Source organism: Rhodococcus sp. SMB37 (assembly GCF_004345605.1).
GTDB lineage: Bacteria > Actinomycetota > Actinomycetes > Mycobacteriales > Mycobacteriaceae > Rhodococcus.
This window is the reverse complement of sequence record NZ_SLVY01000010.1, coordinates 98,086-114,421: the sequence shown is the minus strand read 5'-3', so window position 1 is coordinate 114,421 and position 16,336 is coordinate 98,086. Positions and strand designations below refer to the sequence as shown.

Annotated in this window: 13 protein-coding genes and 1 pseudogene; 6 read left to right on the top strand and 8 right to left on the bottom strand. The window is 65.0% G+C overall.

From position 1 onward, the window contains the following. On the top strand, positions 1–1,314 hold the full coding sequence (locus EV641_RS17155) for an alpha/beta hydrolase-fold protein (protein ID WP_132473280.1): 1,314 nt from the start codon (positions 1–3) through the stop codon (positions 1,312–1,314). Further along, positions 1,278–3,818 (top strand): DUF2156 domain-containing protein, encoded by a 2,541-nt coding sequence (locus tag EV641_RS17150; RefSeq protein ID WP_241997309.1) that lies wholly within the window; start codon positions 1,278–1,280, stop codon positions 3,816–3,818. The genes EV641_RS17155 and EV641_RS17150 overlap by 37 nt, the downstream gene beginning before the upstream one ends. 26 nt (positions 3,819–3,844) lie before the next feature. On the opposite strand, the gene EV641_RS17145 is transcribed toward EV641_RS17150, so the two are convergent. The 8 genes and pseudogenes from EV641_RS17145 to hsaA all read right to left on the bottom strand — a co-directional run bounded on the left by EV641_RS17145 (position 3,845) and on the right by hsaA (position 11,725). Continuing rightward, the gene (locus EV641_RS17145; protein WP_132473278.1) at positions 3,845–4,126 is read right to left on the bottom strand and encodes a DUF4193 domain-containing protein; all 282 of its coding nucleotides are present in this window, start codon (positions 4,124–4,126) and stop codon (positions 3,845–3,847) included. Between the two features lie 194 nt (positions 4,127–4,320). Beyond that, on the bottom strand, positions 4,321–5,835 hold the full coding sequence (locus tag EV641_RS17140; protein ID WP_132473276.1) for an MFS transporter: 1,515 nt from the start codon (positions 5,833–5,835) through the stop codon (positions 4,321–4,323). A gap of 153 nt (positions 5,836–5,988) precedes the next feature. Next, positions 5,989–6,744, bottom strand: coding sequence for an SDR family oxidoreductase (locus EV641_RS17135; RefSeq protein WP_054714107.1), 756 nt, complete (start codon positions 6,742–6,744; stop codon positions 5,989–5,991). Then, positions 6,732–8,020: pseudogene (locus EV641_RS17130) on the bottom strand (NADH:flavin oxidoreductase). Before EV641_RS17130 ends, EV641_RS17135 begins: the two are co-directional and overlap by 13 nt. A 137-nt stretch (positions 8,021–8,157) precedes the next feature. Continuing rightward, positions 8,158–8,769: a 3-hydroxy-9,10-secoandrosta-1,3,5(10)-triene-9,17-dione monooxygenase reductase subunit gene (gene hsaB, locus EV641_RS17125; RefSeq protein ID WP_132473274.1), complete on the bottom strand. Its 612-nt coding sequence runs from the start codon at positions 8,767–8,769 to the stop codon at positions 8,158–8,160. Next, entirely contained in the window at positions 8,766–9,668 is a 903-nt protein-coding gene (gene hsaC / locus EV641_RS17120) for an iron-dependent extradiol dioxygenase HsaC (protein WP_132473272.1), read from the bottom strand. The genes hsaB and hsaC overlap by 4 nt, the downstream gene beginning before the upstream one ends. Next, positions 9,668–10,540, bottom strand: coding sequence for a 4,5:9,10-diseco-3-hydroxy-5,9,17-trioxoandrosta-1(10),2-diene-4-oate hydrolase (hsaD, locus tag EV641_RS17115; RefSeq protein ID WP_132473270.1), 873 nt, complete (start codon positions 10,538–10,540; stop codon positions 9,668–9,670). Before hsaD ends, hsaC begins: the two co-directional genes overlap by 1 nt. 9 nt (positions 10,541–10,549) lie before the next feature. Next, on the bottom strand, positions 10,550–11,725 hold the full coding sequence (gene hsaA / locus EV641_RS17110; RefSeq protein WP_132473268.1) for a 3-hydroxy-9,10-secoandrosta-1,3,5(10)-triene-9,17-dione monooxygenase oxygenase subunit: 1,176 nt from the start codon (positions 11,723–11,725) through the stop codon (positions 10,550–10,552). Positions 11,726–11,914: 189 nt separating this feature from the next. Here hsaA and EV641_RS17105 point away from each other — a divergent pair, with 189 nt between their 5' ends. The 4 genes from EV641_RS17105 (at position 11,915) to EV641_RS17090 (ending at position 16,326) form a co-directional block, all read left to right on the top strand. Further along, entirely contained in the window at positions 11,915–13,063 is a 1,149-nt protein-coding gene (locus EV641_RS17105; protein ID WP_132473266.1) for a Rieske 2Fe-2S domain-containing protein, read from the top strand. Position 13,064: 1 nt separating this feature from the next. Then, complete coding sequence (locus EV641_RS17100) at positions 13,065–13,415, top strand: hypothetical protein (RefSeq protein WP_132473264.1); 351 nt, start codon at positions 13,065–13,067, stop codon at positions 13,413–13,415. 282 nt (positions 13,416–13,697) lie between these two features. Continuing rightward, positions 13,698–15,413, top strand: coding sequence for a 3-oxosteroid 1-dehydrogenase (gene kstD / locus EV641_RS17095; protein ID WP_199233285.1), 1,716 nt, complete (start codon positions 13,698–13,700; stop codon positions 15,411–15,413). Between the two features lie 52 nt (positions 15,414–15,465). Next, positions 15,466–16,326, top strand: coding sequence for a MaoC/PaaZ C-terminal domain-containing protein (locus tag EV641_RS17090; RefSeq protein WP_132473260.1), 861 nt, complete (start codon positions 15,466–15,468; stop codon positions 16,324–16,326). The last annotated feature ends 10 nt before the right edge of the window (positions 16,327–16,336 follow it).

Below are 16,336 nucleotides of genomic sequence, written 5' to 3'. Positions count from 1 at the left end.
GTGTCCTGGTCCGGGATCGCCGCCCCAGTGCTGGATCTGCCGCTGACCACGAGCTCAGCGGCGATCATCTTCACCGTTGCTGCGGTCGTCGGGCTCGGCGTGCTCGCCATCCGGCGAAGCCGGCGGTGGCTCCTCCTCTTGCCGGTCCTGGGACTGTGTGCGCTGGCGATGGCCGTGATCGCCGCGGTTGTCGTCGAGAAGCTGTGGCGGCCGTTCCCGGACCGCCTCCCGACGACGGTCTACGTGTGGGCCGGGCTCGCGCTCCTCGCCCTCGCGCTGCTCGTCGGCCGGTGGTTCTGCCGCGATCGCGAGCACCGCCATGTCCTCGCGGGATGCGGGCTGATCGCCGCGTGGCTCGTGGTGACGGTGGCCGCCGCCGCGCAGATCAACGCCGTGTACGACGAATACCCGACCGTCCGCGCCGCACTGGGAGTGAGCGATTACCGGACCGTGTCCTTCGACGAACTCACCCGAGTGGACACGGTCCCGAGCGACACGTGGTCGCCTCCGCCCGATCTACCGTCCAGCGGTGCGGTGACCACCACGCCGATACCCGGCGCGACCTCGGAGTTCGAGGCCCGCGGCGCGAACATCTACCTTCCGCCCGCCTACTTCACCGATCCCCGTCCGGAACTGCCCGTCCTGGTGTTGTTGGCGGGACAGCCCGGCAGTACCGAGGACTGGCTCGTCGGAGGCGAACTCACGCAGACCATGGAGGCCTTCGCAGCCGCGCACAGCGGACTCACACCTATCGTGGTGCTCGCCGACGGAACCGGCAGCGAGTTCGCAAACCCGATGTGCGTCGACTCGCACCTCGGCAACGTCGCAACATACCTGTCGGTCGACGTCCCGGAGTGGGTGCGCAGCAACCTCCAGGTCGACACCGACCCGGGAGCGTGGGCGATCGGAGGCCTGTCGTACGGCGGCACCTGCGCACTCCAACTCGCGACACTTCGACCGGACGTCTATCCGACCTTCCTCGACATGTCCGGGCAGGCCGAGCCGACCCTCGGCGACCGCACCAGCACGATCGACGAGGTGTTCGGGGGCGACGGAGCGGCATTCGATCGAATCGACCCCGCGTACCTGCTTGCCCACAAACGTTTTCCCGATTCCGCCGGTGCGTTCGTCGTCGGCGCCGACGACAGCGAGTACCGGCCCGGAGTCGAACAGCTCGCCGCCTCCGCGAGAGCGGCCGGAATGGATGTCCACCTCACCGAACTACCCGGCGGTCACAGCTACGAAGTATGGTCCGCCGGGTTGGAGAAGGAGCTACCGTGGCTGAGCCAGCGACTCGGACTCGTCGACCCGTGACACAGCGCCGCCGGACGGTGCTCACGCGCGGCACATCGATGCTGCGACGCGCTCCCGTGACGCTCGGGTTGCTGGCGGGCCTCTGGATTCTGGCAGCGGCGACGGGAAGCGTCCTGCACGGGCCGTCACGAGGCGTCGCCCACAACGTCTCGCTCGGGATCGCGAACTTCTCGGACGGACACGTCTGGGTGTTGTGGACATCCGGGTTGTTCGCGTCGCGGCTCTCGGAGTATCTCCTCGCGACGATCGTGATCCTGGCAGTCGCGGTTCCGGTCGAGAACATCAGCGGGAGCGGACGCTTCGCGGTGAGCGCGGTCGCGACCCAGGGGGTGGGCGCAGCAGCGGCGCTGGCCCTGGCTCAGATCGCCTCGATGGTTCCGAACTCGTGGGGGCTCGAACTGCACGGCCACCTGATCGAAGATCCCCTTCCCTGGGTGATCGGCACGTTGCTGGCCGCCACCGCCGCGATGCCGACACTGTGGCGACGACGAATCCGCATGGTCACGGTGGTCTTCCTGATCACCACCGCGCTCTTTGCAGGGCACCTGCAGGACCTCACGCGTCTGTGCGCGGCCCTCGCCGGGCTGGCGCTGGGACCGATCCTCTTCCGCGGCCGCACGCACACGACAACACTCGGCGGCACCATCAGGGAACAACGCACTCTCGTCGCACTCGTCGTCGCAGCCAGTGTGCTCGGACCCATGCTGGCGGCGTTCTCCCCGCACGCCATCGGACCACTGTCGGCGCTGCGTGAACTGTTCGGCCAGGTTCCCTACACTGCCCGGGAACTCGTGGACGTGTGCGCCGATCCCGCTCTGCAGGGTGAGTGCCGCAAGGGACAGCAGGCCCTTCGACTGTCGGGATTCGGTCCGGTGGTCGCGAACCTGATGCCGGCAGTGGTGCTGCTGGTGGGTGCGGAGGGGCTACGGCGGGGGCGGCGGGCGGCGTGGCTGCTCGCGACGTGTGGGCATGCAGCCCTGATCGCGGCGGCCGCAGCAAGCATCATCGTGCGGATCACCGAACGCGACGAGACGCGGTCGCTGGTGTACGGAGTGCATCGACACGGTTCGCTGTACCAGGAACTGGCGCCGCTGTCGGCGCTCCTCGCTGTGCTCATCGTGCTTCTGGCAACACATCGGTTGTTCGACGTACGCGCGCCTCGCGGCACGTACCGGCACGTGCTTCTCGGTACCGCCGCGGCGGCTGCGGTGGCCCTCGTCGTCTATGTCGCAGTGGGCAGCCTCCTCACCGACGGCTTCGATCGCGACTCCGGACCGGTGACACTACTACGCGATTTCCCTCACCGGCTGGTGCCACCGGTGTATCTGCAATTGTTCGAGCCTCCGGTGCTCCCGTTGACCACGCCCGCGACCCTGCTGTTCGAATGGGCGGGTGTCTCGGTATGGATCGTGTTCGCCGTGTTGATGCTCCGAAGTTTCATGATTCCCGTACTGGGCCACTCCCCTGCCGACGAACAGCGAGTGCGTGCATTGCTGCGGTCGCCGGGCGGAGATTCGTTGTCGTGGATGATCACGTGGCCGGGCAACAGTTACTGGTTCAGCGACAACGGCGCGCATACGATCGCGTATCGCGTGCATTCTGGCGTCGCTCTGACCACCGGCGCTCCTGTTGGTGATCCGGCCACGCGGGCCGGCGCGGTCGACTCCTTCGCCGCCTATTGCCAGCGAAACGGGTGGACACCGTGTTTCTACTCGGTAGGCGAGGATCTCGCGGTGATCGCACGCGAGCACGGTTGGGGTTGTGTTCAGATCGCGGAGGAAACGGTGATCGACCTGCCCGATCTTGCATTCAAGGGCAAGAAATTCCAGGACGTGCGTACCTCGCTCAACCGCGCCACCAAGCAGGGAATCGAGGCACGCTGGACCACCTTCGCGGAGGCACCCCTGTCCGTCACCTCTCAGATCGTGGAGATCTCGGAGGAATGGGTCGCCGATAAGGGCCTTCCCGAAATGGGGTTCACTCTCGGGGGCCTCGACGAGCTGAAGGACCCCGAAGTACGTCTGCTGGTGGCGCTCGACGGCGACGAGCACGTCCACGGAGTCACTTCGTGGATGCCCGTATTCCGCGACGGCGAGCTCGTAGGTCTCACGCTCGATTTCATGCGGCGGCATTCCGACGGCTTTCCACCGGCGATGGAGTTCCTCATCGCATCGGCCGCGCTCTCCTCTCGGGAGGACGGACTCGAGTTCCTGAGCCTGTCCGGCGCCCCGCTCGCCAGTGCTGTGGACGCATCCGACGGCGACGATCGCGGGGCACTCGACGACCTGCTCGACCTGCTCGGGCACACCCTCGAGCCGGTGTACGGGTTCCGATCGCTGCTGACGTTCAAAGCCAAGTTCCAGCCCCGCTACCGCCCCATATACATGGTGTTCCCCGACTCCACTGCACTGCCCGGAATCGGGATCGCGGTCGGCCACGCGTACCTGCCGAACATGTCGCTCGAGCAGGGACGCCAGCTCATGTCCCGGATACTGCAGCGCTGACGACTACAGCACCGGAACCTGAACTCTCAGGCACAGTCCATGCAGATGTTCTCCGACGGATCGGCCATGCGATTGCGGTGCTGAACGAGAAAACAACGCGTGCAGGTGAATTCGTCTGCCTGACGGGGAACTACGCGGACCGTCAGCTCCTCACCCGACAGGTCTGCGCCGGGCAGCTCGAACGATTCGGCCGTGTCGGATTCCTCGACGTCCGCGACCGCGGCCTGCGCGGTATTGCGGCCGGGGGCCAAGATGTCGAGCGATTCCTCGTTCTGTTCGACCCGGGGGCGGTCGTAGTCGGTTGCCATGGGCTCCTCCCATTCGTGGACTTCTGGTAGCTACACCAGGGCTTGGTTGACCGATGGTAGAGCACAACGCACGTCGGGGAGTATTTATGCCCGATCACAGGATGATTTCACAATCGCCCGCCGGCGTTACCTCGCGCACCCGTGATCGGCGTAACGAAACCTCACCCGGTCATCCCAGGCTTCACGCGACAACGTCAGGATGCTTCGACCCGCTCGGCATGAATGCCACCGCCCCTGTTCCCCGCCTCGTCGGGCAAGGTGATCGGGTCGAAGTGTCGAGGGATCGCGAACACTGCCACCACGCCGAGGACGGCCGTGACCGCCGTGATGACGAATGCGGCGACGAACCCGCCGTCGCTGTACGCGACCGCTCCCCCCGTGACGTCCGCTGACAGGTCCGCGACGAACGAGTTGTTCATGACCGCGAAGACGATCACCGGCAGCGCCGCGGAGATCAAACTCTGCACGACACCAGCAATGCTGGCCGTCGAGGCCTGCAACTGCGCCGGCACCGTACCGATGAGCTGGTTGGGGATCGCTGCGTAGCCGAGCCCCATTCCCAGACCGACGAGCCCAGCGAATACGAACAGCGTGGACTTGCTGTCGTGTTGAATGGCCGTCAGCACGGCTCCGAGACCCATGCACACCATGCTGGCGAAGAGCAGGGAGCGAGGCGGGACACCCCGGCCGCAGAGCGTACCGACAACGATGCCCCCGGCCATCGTCATGACCCCGAGCGGCACCTGGAAAAGTGCGTAGCCTTCCGCATCGAGCCCGAATCCGTAGCCGAGCCCGAAAGTGCTGGGAGTCATGGTCATTATGGGCAGGATCATCGAGTACACGGCACCGATGCCGTAGACGCTGCCGGCCGCAATCACCGTGAACAGCACGGGACGCCGTCCGAGGATGTCGAGACTGATCAGCGGTTCGGGCATCCGCTTCGCGGTGGCGTACCACCCGCAGACGAGGGCGACACCACCGAGCAGGAAGATGATCGTGGACGGCGCCGACCAGCCCCACGCCGGCCCGAAGCTGACCCCGATCAGAACACCGGCGAGTCCCGCGCCGAGCAGGGCGGCACCGATGAAGTCCACTCTGGACCGCAGGCGGACAGTGGTCTCGGACGTGCTGAGGAGGATCAGGACGACGAGAACGGTGAGGATCGCGCCGAAGAACCAGAAGACACTGCGCCAACCGAACCCATCGATGAGCCACCCGGCGAGGAACGGCGCCGCCACGGTGATCAACCCCATTCCAGCAGTGGAGATGCTGACTGCAAGCGGAACAATCTTGGGCGGGAACACATCACGAATGAGCGAGTACGTCAGGAAGAGACAAGGGACGAGCATTCCGCCCAGGGCACGCCCGGCGATCATCACAGCGTAGTTCATCGCGACCGCCGACAGCAGTGTTCCGGCAACGGATATCACGATGCACCAGAGGAGCAGTGTGCGTTTGCCGTACATGTCGGCGAGCTTGCCGACCAGCGGGGCGGTGACCGCTCCTACCAGCAGGAAAGCGGTGATCAGCCACGCACCTTGGTCGGTGTGGAACTGAGTGGTGATGGCCGGAAGTGCCATCGACACCGTCATGTAACTGACGCTGAGCACCTCGAGAACCAGCACCATCGATGCAAGCGAGAAAATCAGCCGTGGTGTCCACCCGCGGTCATCGACCGTCGGCGCACCGTCGTCGAGTGCATTCGCCATGAGAACTCCTCGGAATCGTTGAGACAGCAATGTTGGGATATTCGTCGAATGTCGAGACGACCGGCCTGAACAGCCGGACGTCGTTTGCAGGTCGAGTCGCGAGTAGGACGCGAACTCACGACGCGGCCCGCCCGCCGGTAGCAGTGGTCCCGTCTACCGCATCAGGACCTGTCCACCGTCCACGGGGAGGGAATGTCCTGTGATGAAGCTGGACTCGTCGCTGCACAGGAACGCGACAGCCGCTCCGATGTCCAGTTCGGGGTCCCCGAATCGTCGCAACGGTACCGTTCGGAGGTACTCCTCGGCCTCGTCCGGACGATCCTCGGCCCATTCGGCGAGAGCCGGCGACGAAGCAAGGGGCAGAACGGCATTGACGCGAATCCCGTCCCCCGCCCACTCGCACGCGGCCGCTCGGGTCAACGATCGGATGCCTTCCTTGGCCGCAGCGTAGACGCCGTACCCCGAAGGGTCCCATCGGACGCCCGCGGCCGACCCGAGGTTGACGATGGTGCCGTCGCCCTTCAGATGTGGGTGGCACGCTCGCATGATTCTCCACGCGGCTCGGGGCCCTGAATCCATCACCGAGCTGTACTGCTCCTCGGACACATCCAACAGCGTTCCATTGAAGGTGGTCTGGGCATTGTTGACGAGAATCGACAGTGCACCGAAATGGTCGACGACGGCGTCGACGAGTGCGGTGATCTCGTCGGCGACAGTGACATCACACGAAAACGCCTGGGCGTCGCCGCCGCGACCCCGAATCTCTTCGGCAGCCGCCTCGACCTTCCCTCGGGTGCGACCTGCAAGCGCCACACGGACACCGCGCGACGCCAGCGCCAGAGCAATCCCCCGCCCGACGCCCTGGCCGCCTCCGGTGATCAGCGCCACTCGCCCTCTCAGTCCCGGCATGCGGATCCCCCTACCGACGCCGCGAGTTCGTCGACGCCTGCGATAACCTCACCACTGGCCACCCTGGCGGAATCGACAGCGCCGAACGCCGATGTGGGGTCGAGAACACAGTGCGTACGCCCGTAGACGGTGTACATGCATCGATTGCAATGCGTGCAATACGTCTGCTTGGATCGGTCGCTTCGAATCGCCTCCACCAGATTCGGCTCACGAAGCAGAGCACGGCCCATGGCGACGAAGTCGAATCCCTCAGCCATCCCGGTGGACATGTGATCGAAGTCGGTGATGCCGCCCAGCAGGATCAGCTTGGTGTTCTTCATCAACGGAACGAACTGCCGCGCGGATTCCAGCATGTAGAGGTCGTGATAGGGGAACTCCCCGAGGATCTTCTTTCCCAGGAGCAGGACACCGGTCTTCCGCGGTTGGGGCATCACGGCCGCGAAGTCGTCCACCGGGACGTCCCCACGGAACAGGAACATCTGACGCACCACCGACGACCCCTGGGTCAGCTCGAGTGCATCCAAGGTGCCGTCCGCATCGAGCAATTGCGCGGTCCGCAGCGATTCCGACACCCCGATCCCGCCGCGGATTCCGTCGTCCATGCTGATCTTGGCCGTGACAGCGATGACGTCACGGACACGTGTGCGCACTGCATCCGCGATTTCCCGGACCAAGCGGGATCGGTTGTCGATGTTGCCGCCGTATTCGTCGCGGCGTCGATTGAACAGGGGGCTCAGGAACGAGCTGGGCAGATAATTGTGGCCGAAGTGCAGTTCGACGGCGTCGAATCCGCCCCGGAGTCGACAGCGATTTCTGCTGCGTCCGCGAAACATTCGACGACGCCGGCTATTTCACGTCGTGAGATCGCGCGGCAGTATTCCAGCGCGGTCGGGTTGACCATCCTGCTCGGCGCCATCGCGGTGACTCCGGTGATCTTCTTGGATGCCACCGGACCCGCGTGTCCGAGCTGGGCCGAGATCGCAGCACCTTCGGCGTGGACGGCCTCGGTCAGGCGCTGTAGACCCGGGACTGCGTTCCTGGTCATGAGGATCTGGCCGGGCGCACTGGCGCCTTCCGGGCTCACACAGCAGTAGGCCACCGTGGTCAGACCCACTCCGCCTCGTGCGTAAGCCACATGGAAGTCGATCAGATCCTGCGTGACCAGGCCGTCGGGTGACCGCCCCTCGGACGTGGCTGCCTTGATGATTCTGTTGCGCAGCCGTACCGGCCCCAGCTGTGCCGGGTCGAAGGGATCCGGTGGGTTGTGCGGAGACATATCGTGAACCTTTCGTCGTGACAAGGCTCACAGTGCGTCCCGGGAATGACCGGCGACATCATTTTCCCGCCCAGTGGAAGCGCTGGATCAGGTCGGCTCCGGCAGACCCTCGACGTGCACGGCACGCGGTCGAGCGATCAGAGCCAGGTGTCCTCCGACACCGTCGTGAGAAACGCTTCGAGGTCATCGCGCCACGGGGCCGGGGTCGTCTTCTCCGGTTCGATCCCCGTGTACTGACCGCGGTAGAACAGGAGCGGCCGTTCCAGCTCGTCGTGCACCTCGCTCAACGAGGCGACACGACCGAATACCACCCAGTGGTCACCGCCGTCGTGCACGGTCTCGACGGTGCAGTCGATGTGCGCGAGCGATCCGGCGAGGATCGGAGATCCGAGCGGAGACGACGCCCACTCGACGCCGGCGAACTTGTCCGGCTCCCGCGACCCGAAGCGGGCACACACATCCTGCTGATCCTCGGCGAGCACGTTCACACAGAATCGCCCGCTTCGTTCGATCGCCGACCACGAACGGGACTGCTTCGTGGGACAGAACAGGACGAGAGGCGGGTCGAGTGACAGCGCCGCGAACGACTGGCACGCGAAGCCGACCGGCGCGCCGTCATCGACGGTGGTGATGATGGTGACGCCGGTGCAGAACTGCCCGAGGACGGTACGGAACGTCCTCGGGTCGAGGGACGCGACCCCCTTCGATTGTTCGAACGCACCGGCGTCGCCGGCTGTGGGGGCATTCATTGTTGGAACCCCACCGAGAAGTCATGCCCCCACAGGCTCACCGCGGTCGATTCCCGGGCGATCCAGCCCTCGTCCTCGACCTGCAGTCCTTCACAACCGAATTCGACGTCGAATCCGCCCGGTGTCTTCATGTAGAACGAGAGCATCTTGTCGTTGACGTGGCGGCCGAGTGTCGCCGACATCTTGACCTTCTTGCGCAGCGCCCGGTCGAGTCCGAGTCCGACGTCGTCGGAGTTCTCGACCTCGATCATCAGGTGCACGATGCCGCTGGAGGTGGGCATCGGCATGAACGCGAGGCTGTGGTGGCGCGGGTTGCATCCGAAGAACCGCAGCCATGCCGGCTTACCGTCGGCGGGCCTGCCCACCATCTGCGGGGGCAGCCGCATCGAGTCGCGCAGGCGGAAGCCGAGGACGTCGCGATAGAAGCGCAGCGACTCCTCGTCATCGCGGGTGGAGAGCACGACATGCCCGAGACCCTGCTCACCGGTGACGAACCGGTGCCCGTAGGGACTGACGACGCGGCGGTGTTCGAGCGCGGCACCGTGGAACGCCTCGAGCGTGTTGCCGGACGGGTCCTGGAACACGATCATTTCGTCGACGCGGCGGTCGGCGATCTGCTCGGCGGTGCCCTCCTTGAACGGGACACCGGCGGCCGACAGGTTGTCGCGCACCGACTGCAGGTCGCCGGCGTTCGCGGTCTCCCAGCCCGACACCAGCAGGTGATCGGTGTCGTGCGGCTCGATGACGAGACGAGCCGGGAAATCATCCATGCGCAGGTACAGGGCGTCGGGATTCGTACCCTTGCCCTCCACCATGCCCAGCACTTTGAGGCCGTAGTCGCGCCACGCGGCCACGTCGGTCGCGCCGATACGCAGATATGCGAGGGAGCGGATCGTCATCACTTTCCTCCGTCCGTGAGGAAGTCCGCGGTGATCCGGTTGAATTCCTCGAACTTCTCGAGCTGTGCCCAGTGTCCGCAGCCGCCGAACACGTGCAGCTGCGCGCGCGGGATCATCTTGAGTGCCACGAGCGCGCCGTCGAGCGGATTGACGCGGTCTTCACGCCCCCAGATGAGCAGGACGCGCTGCCGGAGTTTGTAGGCGTCGCGCCAGAGCATGCCGAGTTCGAAATCGGCGCTGGAGAACGACTTTCCCATTGCCTTTGCAGCAGCGAGAGATTCGGGAGCGCTGGCGGCTTCGAACCGCTCGTCGATCAGTTCCTCGGTGACGAGCGACTGGTCGAACACCATGATTCGCAGGAAGGCTTCGAGATTCTCGCGCGTCGGCCGATAACTGAACTTGCCGAGATTGCGCACCCCCTCGGTCGGGTCGGGGGCGAACAGGTTGACACTGAGCCCGCCCGGGCCCATGAGGACGAGCCGACCCGCGCGGTCGGGGAAGTCGAGGGCGAAACGCACTGCGGCGCCGCCGCCGAGGGAATTTCCGAGCAGGTGCGCCCGCTCGATACCGAGGTGGTCGAGCAGGTCCTTCAGCGCGGTCGAACTGTGCACGAAGTACTGCGGGTGCTCGGTGGGCTTGTCGGACTTGCCGTAGCCGGGCTGATCGACACAGATGACATGGAACTTCTCGGCGAGCACCGGGATGTTGCGCGAGAAGTTGGACCAGCCCGAGGCACCGGGGCCGCCGCCGTGCAGCAGCACGATCGTCGTGTCGTTCCCGACGCCGGCCTCGTGGTAGTGCAGACGCAGATCGTCGCGGACCTGCGCGAAGCGGGACGTCGATTCGTAGGTGATCTCTTGCGTTGCAGTCATGGGCGGTCCTCAAACCATCGTGTCGGTGAGCGGAAGTCCGAACTCGGCGCCGCCGAACATCACGTATGCGCGCTCGGCATCGTTCGCAGCGTGCACACGACCGGCGTGTGCGTCGCGCCAGAAGCGTTGGATGGGCGTGCCGTTGGCGAGGGCGGTGGCACCCGAATTCTCGAAGAGCCGGTCGATCGAGGCGATGGCGCGACCGGTTGCGCGAACCTGGTCGCGGCGTGCGCGCAGGCGGAGCTCGATGGGAACGTCCTTGCCTTCGAGGAGGTAGGCGTACTCGTCGGCGACATTGCCCGACAGTTGACGCCACGCGGCGTCGATGTCGCTGGATGCCTCGGCGATGCGGATCTTCGCGAACGGGTCGTCCTTGGCCTTCTCCCCCGCGTAGGCGGCGCGCACACGCTTGCCCTGGTGCTCGACGTGGGCGTCGTAGGCCCCGTACGCCATACCGACGATCGGTGTGGAGATGGTCGTGGGATGGATGGTTCCCCACGGCATCTTGTAGACCGGCGCAGTGTTGCGCTCGAGCCCGGGCGAGGCCAGGTCGTTCATCGTCTTGAAGCTCAGGAAACGGTGTCGCGGAACGAACACATCCTTGACGACGATGGTGTTCGAGCCCGTTCCACGCAGCCCCACCACGTTCCACACGTCGTCGATCTCGTATTCCGAGCGCGGTATCAGGAAGCTACCGAAGTCGACGGGACGCCCGTCCTTGATGACCGGTCCTCCGACGACGACCCAGGTCGCGTGCTCGCTGCCTGACGACCAGGCCCAAGCACCGTTGACCTTGTAGCCGCCGTCGACGACTTCGCCTGCACCCATCGGCGCATACGACGAGGAGATGCGCACATCGGCGTCCTCACTCCAGACGTCTTCCTGCGCCTGCTGGTCGAACAGTGCGAGGTGCCAATTGTGGACACCGATGATTCCGGACACCCAGCCGGTGGATCCGCAGGCACTCGCGATGGTGCGCACCGCGGTGTAGAAGGTGACGGGGTCGGCTTCGTATCCACCCCACTGCGCCGGTTGCAGAAGTTTGAAGAAGCCGGACTCCTGAAGCGCCTTGATCGAACTATCGGGGATGCGGCGAAGATCCTCGGCTTCCTGCGCGCGTTCCCGCAGGCTGGGCAGCAGAGCGTCGATCCGCTGCAGTACCTCGTGGCTGTCGTGGTCACCCACTGGACGCTCCCGTCTGTTCAGGAATTGATCGCTTGGTTCGAGACTAGAACATGTTCTTATTTGTGTCGAGACCGGACGAGTTCGGTGGCATCACAGGTTCCACGGGGACCAAAGTCCTCGTTCCCTTTCGGTCGCGGACGAAATTCTATAACGTGTTCTACTAAGAGATCCGGAAGGAAGTGAGCGGACATGGCACAGATTCGCGAGATCGACGTCGGAGAGGCGCGGACCCGGTTCGCGCGGGGTTGGCACTGCCTCGGACTGAGTCGCAGTTTCAAGGACGGCAAGCCACACTCCGTCGAGGCCTTCGGCACCAAACTCGTGGTCTGGGCCGACAGCAACGACGAGATCAAGGTGCTCGACGGCTACTGCCGGCACATGGGTGGCGACCTGTCGCAGGGCGAGATCAAGGGCGATTCGATCGCGTGCCCGTTCCACGACTGGCGTTGGGGCGGCAACGGCAAATGCACCGATATCCCCTACGCGCGTCGCGTCCCCCCACTCGCCCGCACTCGCGCGTGGATCACGATGGAGAAGCACGGTCAGCTGTTCGTGTGGAACGACCCGGAGGGCAACAAGCCGCCGGAGAACGTCACCATTCCCGAACTCGAGCAGTACGGGACCGACGAGTGGACCGACTGGACGTGGCATCAGATCCTCATCGAGGGGTCCAATTGCCGCGAGATCATCGACAACGTCGTCGACATGGCGCACTTCTTCTACATCCACTACGCCTTCCCGACGTTCTTCAAGAACGTCTTCGAAGGACACGTCGCGGAGCAGTACCTCAACACCCGCGGACGCCCGGACAAGGGCATGGCCACCCAGTACGGCATGGAGTCGAAACTCGAGTCGTACGCGGCGTATTACGGCCCGTCGTACATGATCAACCCGCTGAAGAACAACTACGGCGGCTACGAGACCGAATCGGTGCTCATCAACTGTCATTACCCGATCACGCATGACTCGTTCATGTTGCAGTACGGCATCATCGTCAAGAAGCCGACGGGCATGAACGCCGAGCAAACCGACATGCTTGCCGCCAAACTCACCGAGGGCGTCGGCGAAGGGTTCTTGCAGGACGTCGAGATCTGGAAGAACAAGACCAAGATCGAGAATCCGCTGCTGTGCGAAGAAGACGGTCCGGTCTACCAGCTGCGTCGCTGGTACGAGCAGTTCTACGTCGACATCGCCGACGTGACCGACAAGATGACCGGACGCTTCGAGTTCGAGGTCGACACCGTCAAGGCCAACGAGGCCTGGGAGAAGGAAGTCGCCGAGAACCTCGAGCGCAAGGCTGCCGAAGAGGAAAAACGTAAGCAGGAAGCGGAGGTCTGACATGAGCGCCTCGACCCGAGAAGCCAAATGGGCGAAGTCCCCGGATTTCGCCGATCGCCCCGACCGGGTCGAGGCCATCGCAGCCCAGACCGCAATAGACAAGATCAACTATCTCGACTCCGGCCTGAACGAAGTCGCGTGTCGCGAGTGCGGCACGTGCGTCCTCGTACGCAAGAACAGCTACCGGCACACGAGTGTGCAGTGGCAGGACGACCCGGACGCCGTATGCCCGGTCCTACGCGTTGACGCCGCAGACACGGGCACATCGATCACACCGCGCGAAGGATGCCCGAACCTGCGGGCCAGCATCGAGCAAGCCGTGATCGACGGAACGGTTCCTGTCCCGGAGTAGCACTCGTCCCGGAGTGGCACTGCCGCTCACTGAAGTCACACCCAGCTCGCCGGTCCCGTTCGCGGGTCGTTCCGCTTCTCGATATTTCGAATGGGCGCCACTACGCAATGAGCGGGATCCATGGTGCCTTCATCGAATCAGCCGGCAGCGACCACCTGTCTGGTTGCCATGCCGCCCACACGGCCCATTGGAACGAGTTCCGATTCAGAACACCCGGCGGATAAGCGCGATTTACCCGGAAGGGATGGACTCCGGGCACCGTAGTTCTATAACGTGTTCTACATGAGTGAGCAGGAGTACGACATCGTCGTCGTCGGCAGCGGCGCCGGCGGCATGACCGCCGCGATCACCGCCGCCCACAAGGGCGCAAGCGTCGTCCTGATCGAAAAGGCACCCCACTACGGCGGCTCGAGCGCGCGCTCCGGTGGCGGCGTGTGGATCCCCAACAACGACGCCTTGAAGGCCGCGGGCGTAGAGGACACTCCGGAAGCCGCACGCACCTACCTCCACAGCATCATCGGCGACGTCGTTCCGGCCGAGCGCATCGACACCTACATCGACCGCGGACCAGAGATGCTGTCGTTCATCCAGAAGAACAGCGCTCTCGAACTCGATTGGGTTCCAGGATATTCCGACTACTATCCCGAGGCTCCCGGCGGACGGGCCGGTGGCCGCTCGGTGGAACCGAAGCCGTTCGACGGCAATCGTCTCGGCAGCGACCTGACGCTCCTCGAACCCGACTACGTCAAGGCGCCGCCGAACTTCGTCATCACCCAAGCCGATTACAAATGGCTCAACCTCCTGATGCGCAACCCGCGCGGCCCACTGCGCGCAGCGAAGGTCGGCGCACGATTCGTCTGGGCCAAGATCACCAAGAAGAATCTGCTGGTCCGCGGCCAGGCACTGATGGCCGGACTGCGCATCGGTCTACGTGACGCCGGTGTACCCCTGCTGCTCGAGACCGCTTTGACCGATCTCGTCGTCGAGGACGGCGTGGTGCGCGGAGTGCGTGTCGAGGCCGGCGGTGAGGAACGCACCCTCCGCGCCCGCAAGGGCGTCATTCTCGCCACGGGCGGGTTCGAACACAACGCGGAGATGCGCGAGCGGTACCAGCGACAGCCGATCGGCACCGAGTGGTCGGTGGGCGCGAAAGCCAACACCGGCGACGGTATCCGCGCGGGCCAAGCCGTCGGTGGCGCAGTCGATTTCATGGACGACGCCTGGTGGGGCCCGTCGTTCCCTCTCACGGGCGGCCCGTGGTTCGCGCTGTCCGAGCGCAGTCTTCCCGGCTGCATGATGGTCAACAGCGCAGGCGAGCGGTTCGTCAACGAATCCGCTCCGTATGTCGAGGCCACCCATGCCATGTACGGCGGGAAGCACGGCCGCGGCGACGGGCCGGGCGACAACATCCCGGCCTGGCTGGTCCTCGATCAGCGCTACCGCAATCGGTACACCTTTGCCGGCATCACGCCCGGGCAGCCGTTCCCGAAGCGGTGGTTCAAGGCAGGGGTGATCGTCAAGGCCGACACCGTCAGCGAGCTCGCCGAGAAGATCGGCGTTCCGGCGTCTGCACTCACCGACACCGTCGAGCGTTTCAACGGTTTCGCCCGGTCCGGCAAGGATGAGGACTTCGGTCGCGGCGAGTCGAAATACGATCACTACTACGGCGATCCCCGCAACAAGCCCAACCCGAGCCTCGCGGTGATCGGCAAACCGCCGTATTACGCGATCAAGGTGGTTCCCGGCGACCTCGGCACCAAGGGCGGTCTCGTCACCGACGTCGATGCCCGCGTCCTGAAAGAGGACGGCACTGTCATCGACGGCCTGTACGCGACCGGCAACGTGAGCTCCCCCGTGATGGGCCACACCTACGCCGGTCCGGGCGCCACTATCGGACCCGCGATGACCTTCGGCTACCTCGCTGTGCTCGATATCCTCCGCAGGAACGGGGCCCATTCAGCGGAAGACACCGTCGCCGATACCGCCGATCACGCTTAGGCTGCGCCCACCCGGCGCCGAAGTGCGGCCCGGTCGTGAAGAAAGGACCCCCGTGCCCATCGACCCCTCAGTCGCCCTCGGCGCATCGCTCCCGATCCAGGAATTTTCGTGGAGCAGCAGCGACGTCCAGCTCTACAATCTCGGACTCGGTGCAGGCGCCCGCCCCACCGATACCGGCGAGCTGCGCTACCTGCGCGACGGTGATCCCCAGGTACTCCCCACATTCGCGACAGTGGCGGCGACATTCCACGACACGGAACCGCCGAAGGTGTCCTTCCCCGGTGTCGAGATCGATCTGGCGAAGGTCGTGCACGGCAGCCAGGAGGTGAAGGTCCACGCGCCCATCCCGGCATCCGGCAAAGGCCGCACCACCACTCGTATCGCCGAGGTATGGGACAAGGGCAAGGCCGCGGTCATCGTGCAGGAATCCGTCACCGAGGATCTCGACGGGAACCCGCTGTGGACCGCCCGGTCGTCGATCTTTGCACGCGGGGAAGGCGGCTTCGGCGGCGAACGCGGACCGTCGGAGGCCGTCGCACTGCCCGACCGCGACCCGGATACCGAGTTCGACGTCCCGACGCTGCCTCAGCAAGCGCTCCTGTACCGCCTCTGCGGTGATCGCAACCCTCTCCACTCGGATCCGGAATTCGCGAAGGCCGCGGGGTTCCCGGCGCCGATTCTCCACGGTCTGTGCACCTACGGCACGATGTGCAAGTCGATCACCGACCACCTCCTCGATTCCGACGCGACACGTGTCGCCGGGTTCCGTGCCAAGTTCGCCGGCGTCGTGTTCCCAGGTGAGACGCTGCGCGTACGCGTGTGGAAGAGCGGGAATCAGCTCGTCGCCACTGTCGCGGTCGCAGACCGAGACCTTGCACCAGCCCTGGCCGATGTGGTGCTCACCATCGCGTGAGTTCCACCCT

Bases quoted from the DNA above. Each gene is read 5' to 3' on its own strand.
- EV641_RS17145 (WP_132473278.1), bottom strand. From the start codon at position 4,126: ATGGCAACCGACTACGACCGCCCCCGGGTCGAACAGAACGAGGAATCG.
- EV641_RS17140 (WP_132473276.1), bottom strand. From the start codon at position 5,835: ATGGCGAATGCACTCGACGACGGTGCGCCGACGGTCGATGACCGCGGG.
- EV641_RS17135 (WP_054714107.1), bottom strand. From the start codon at position 6,744: ATGCCGGGACTGAGAGGGCGAGTGGCGCTGATCACCGGAGGCGGCCAG.
- hsaB (WP_132473274.1), bottom strand. From the start codon at position 8,769: ATGAATGCCCCCACAGCCGGCGACGCCGGTGCGTTCGAACAATCGAAG.
- hsaC (WP_132473272.1), bottom strand. From the start codon at position 9,668: ATGACGATCCGCTCCCTCGCATATCTGCGTATCGGCGCGACCGACGTG.
- hsaD (WP_132473270.1), bottom strand. From the start codon at position 10,540: ATGACTGCAACGCAAGAGATCACCTACGAATCGACGTCCCGCTTCGCG.
- EV641_RS17105 (WP_132473266.1), top strand. From the start codon at position 11,915: ATGGCACAGATTCGCGAGATCGACGTCGGAGAGGCGCGGACCCGGTTC.
- EV641_RS17100 (WP_132473264.1), top strand. From the start codon at position 13,065: ATGAGCGCCTCGACCCGAGAAGCCAAATGGGCGAAGTCCCCGGATTTC.
- kstD (WP_199233285.1), top strand. From the start codon at position 13,698: ATGAGTGAGCAGGAGTACGACATCGTCGTCGTCGGCAGCGGCGCCGGC.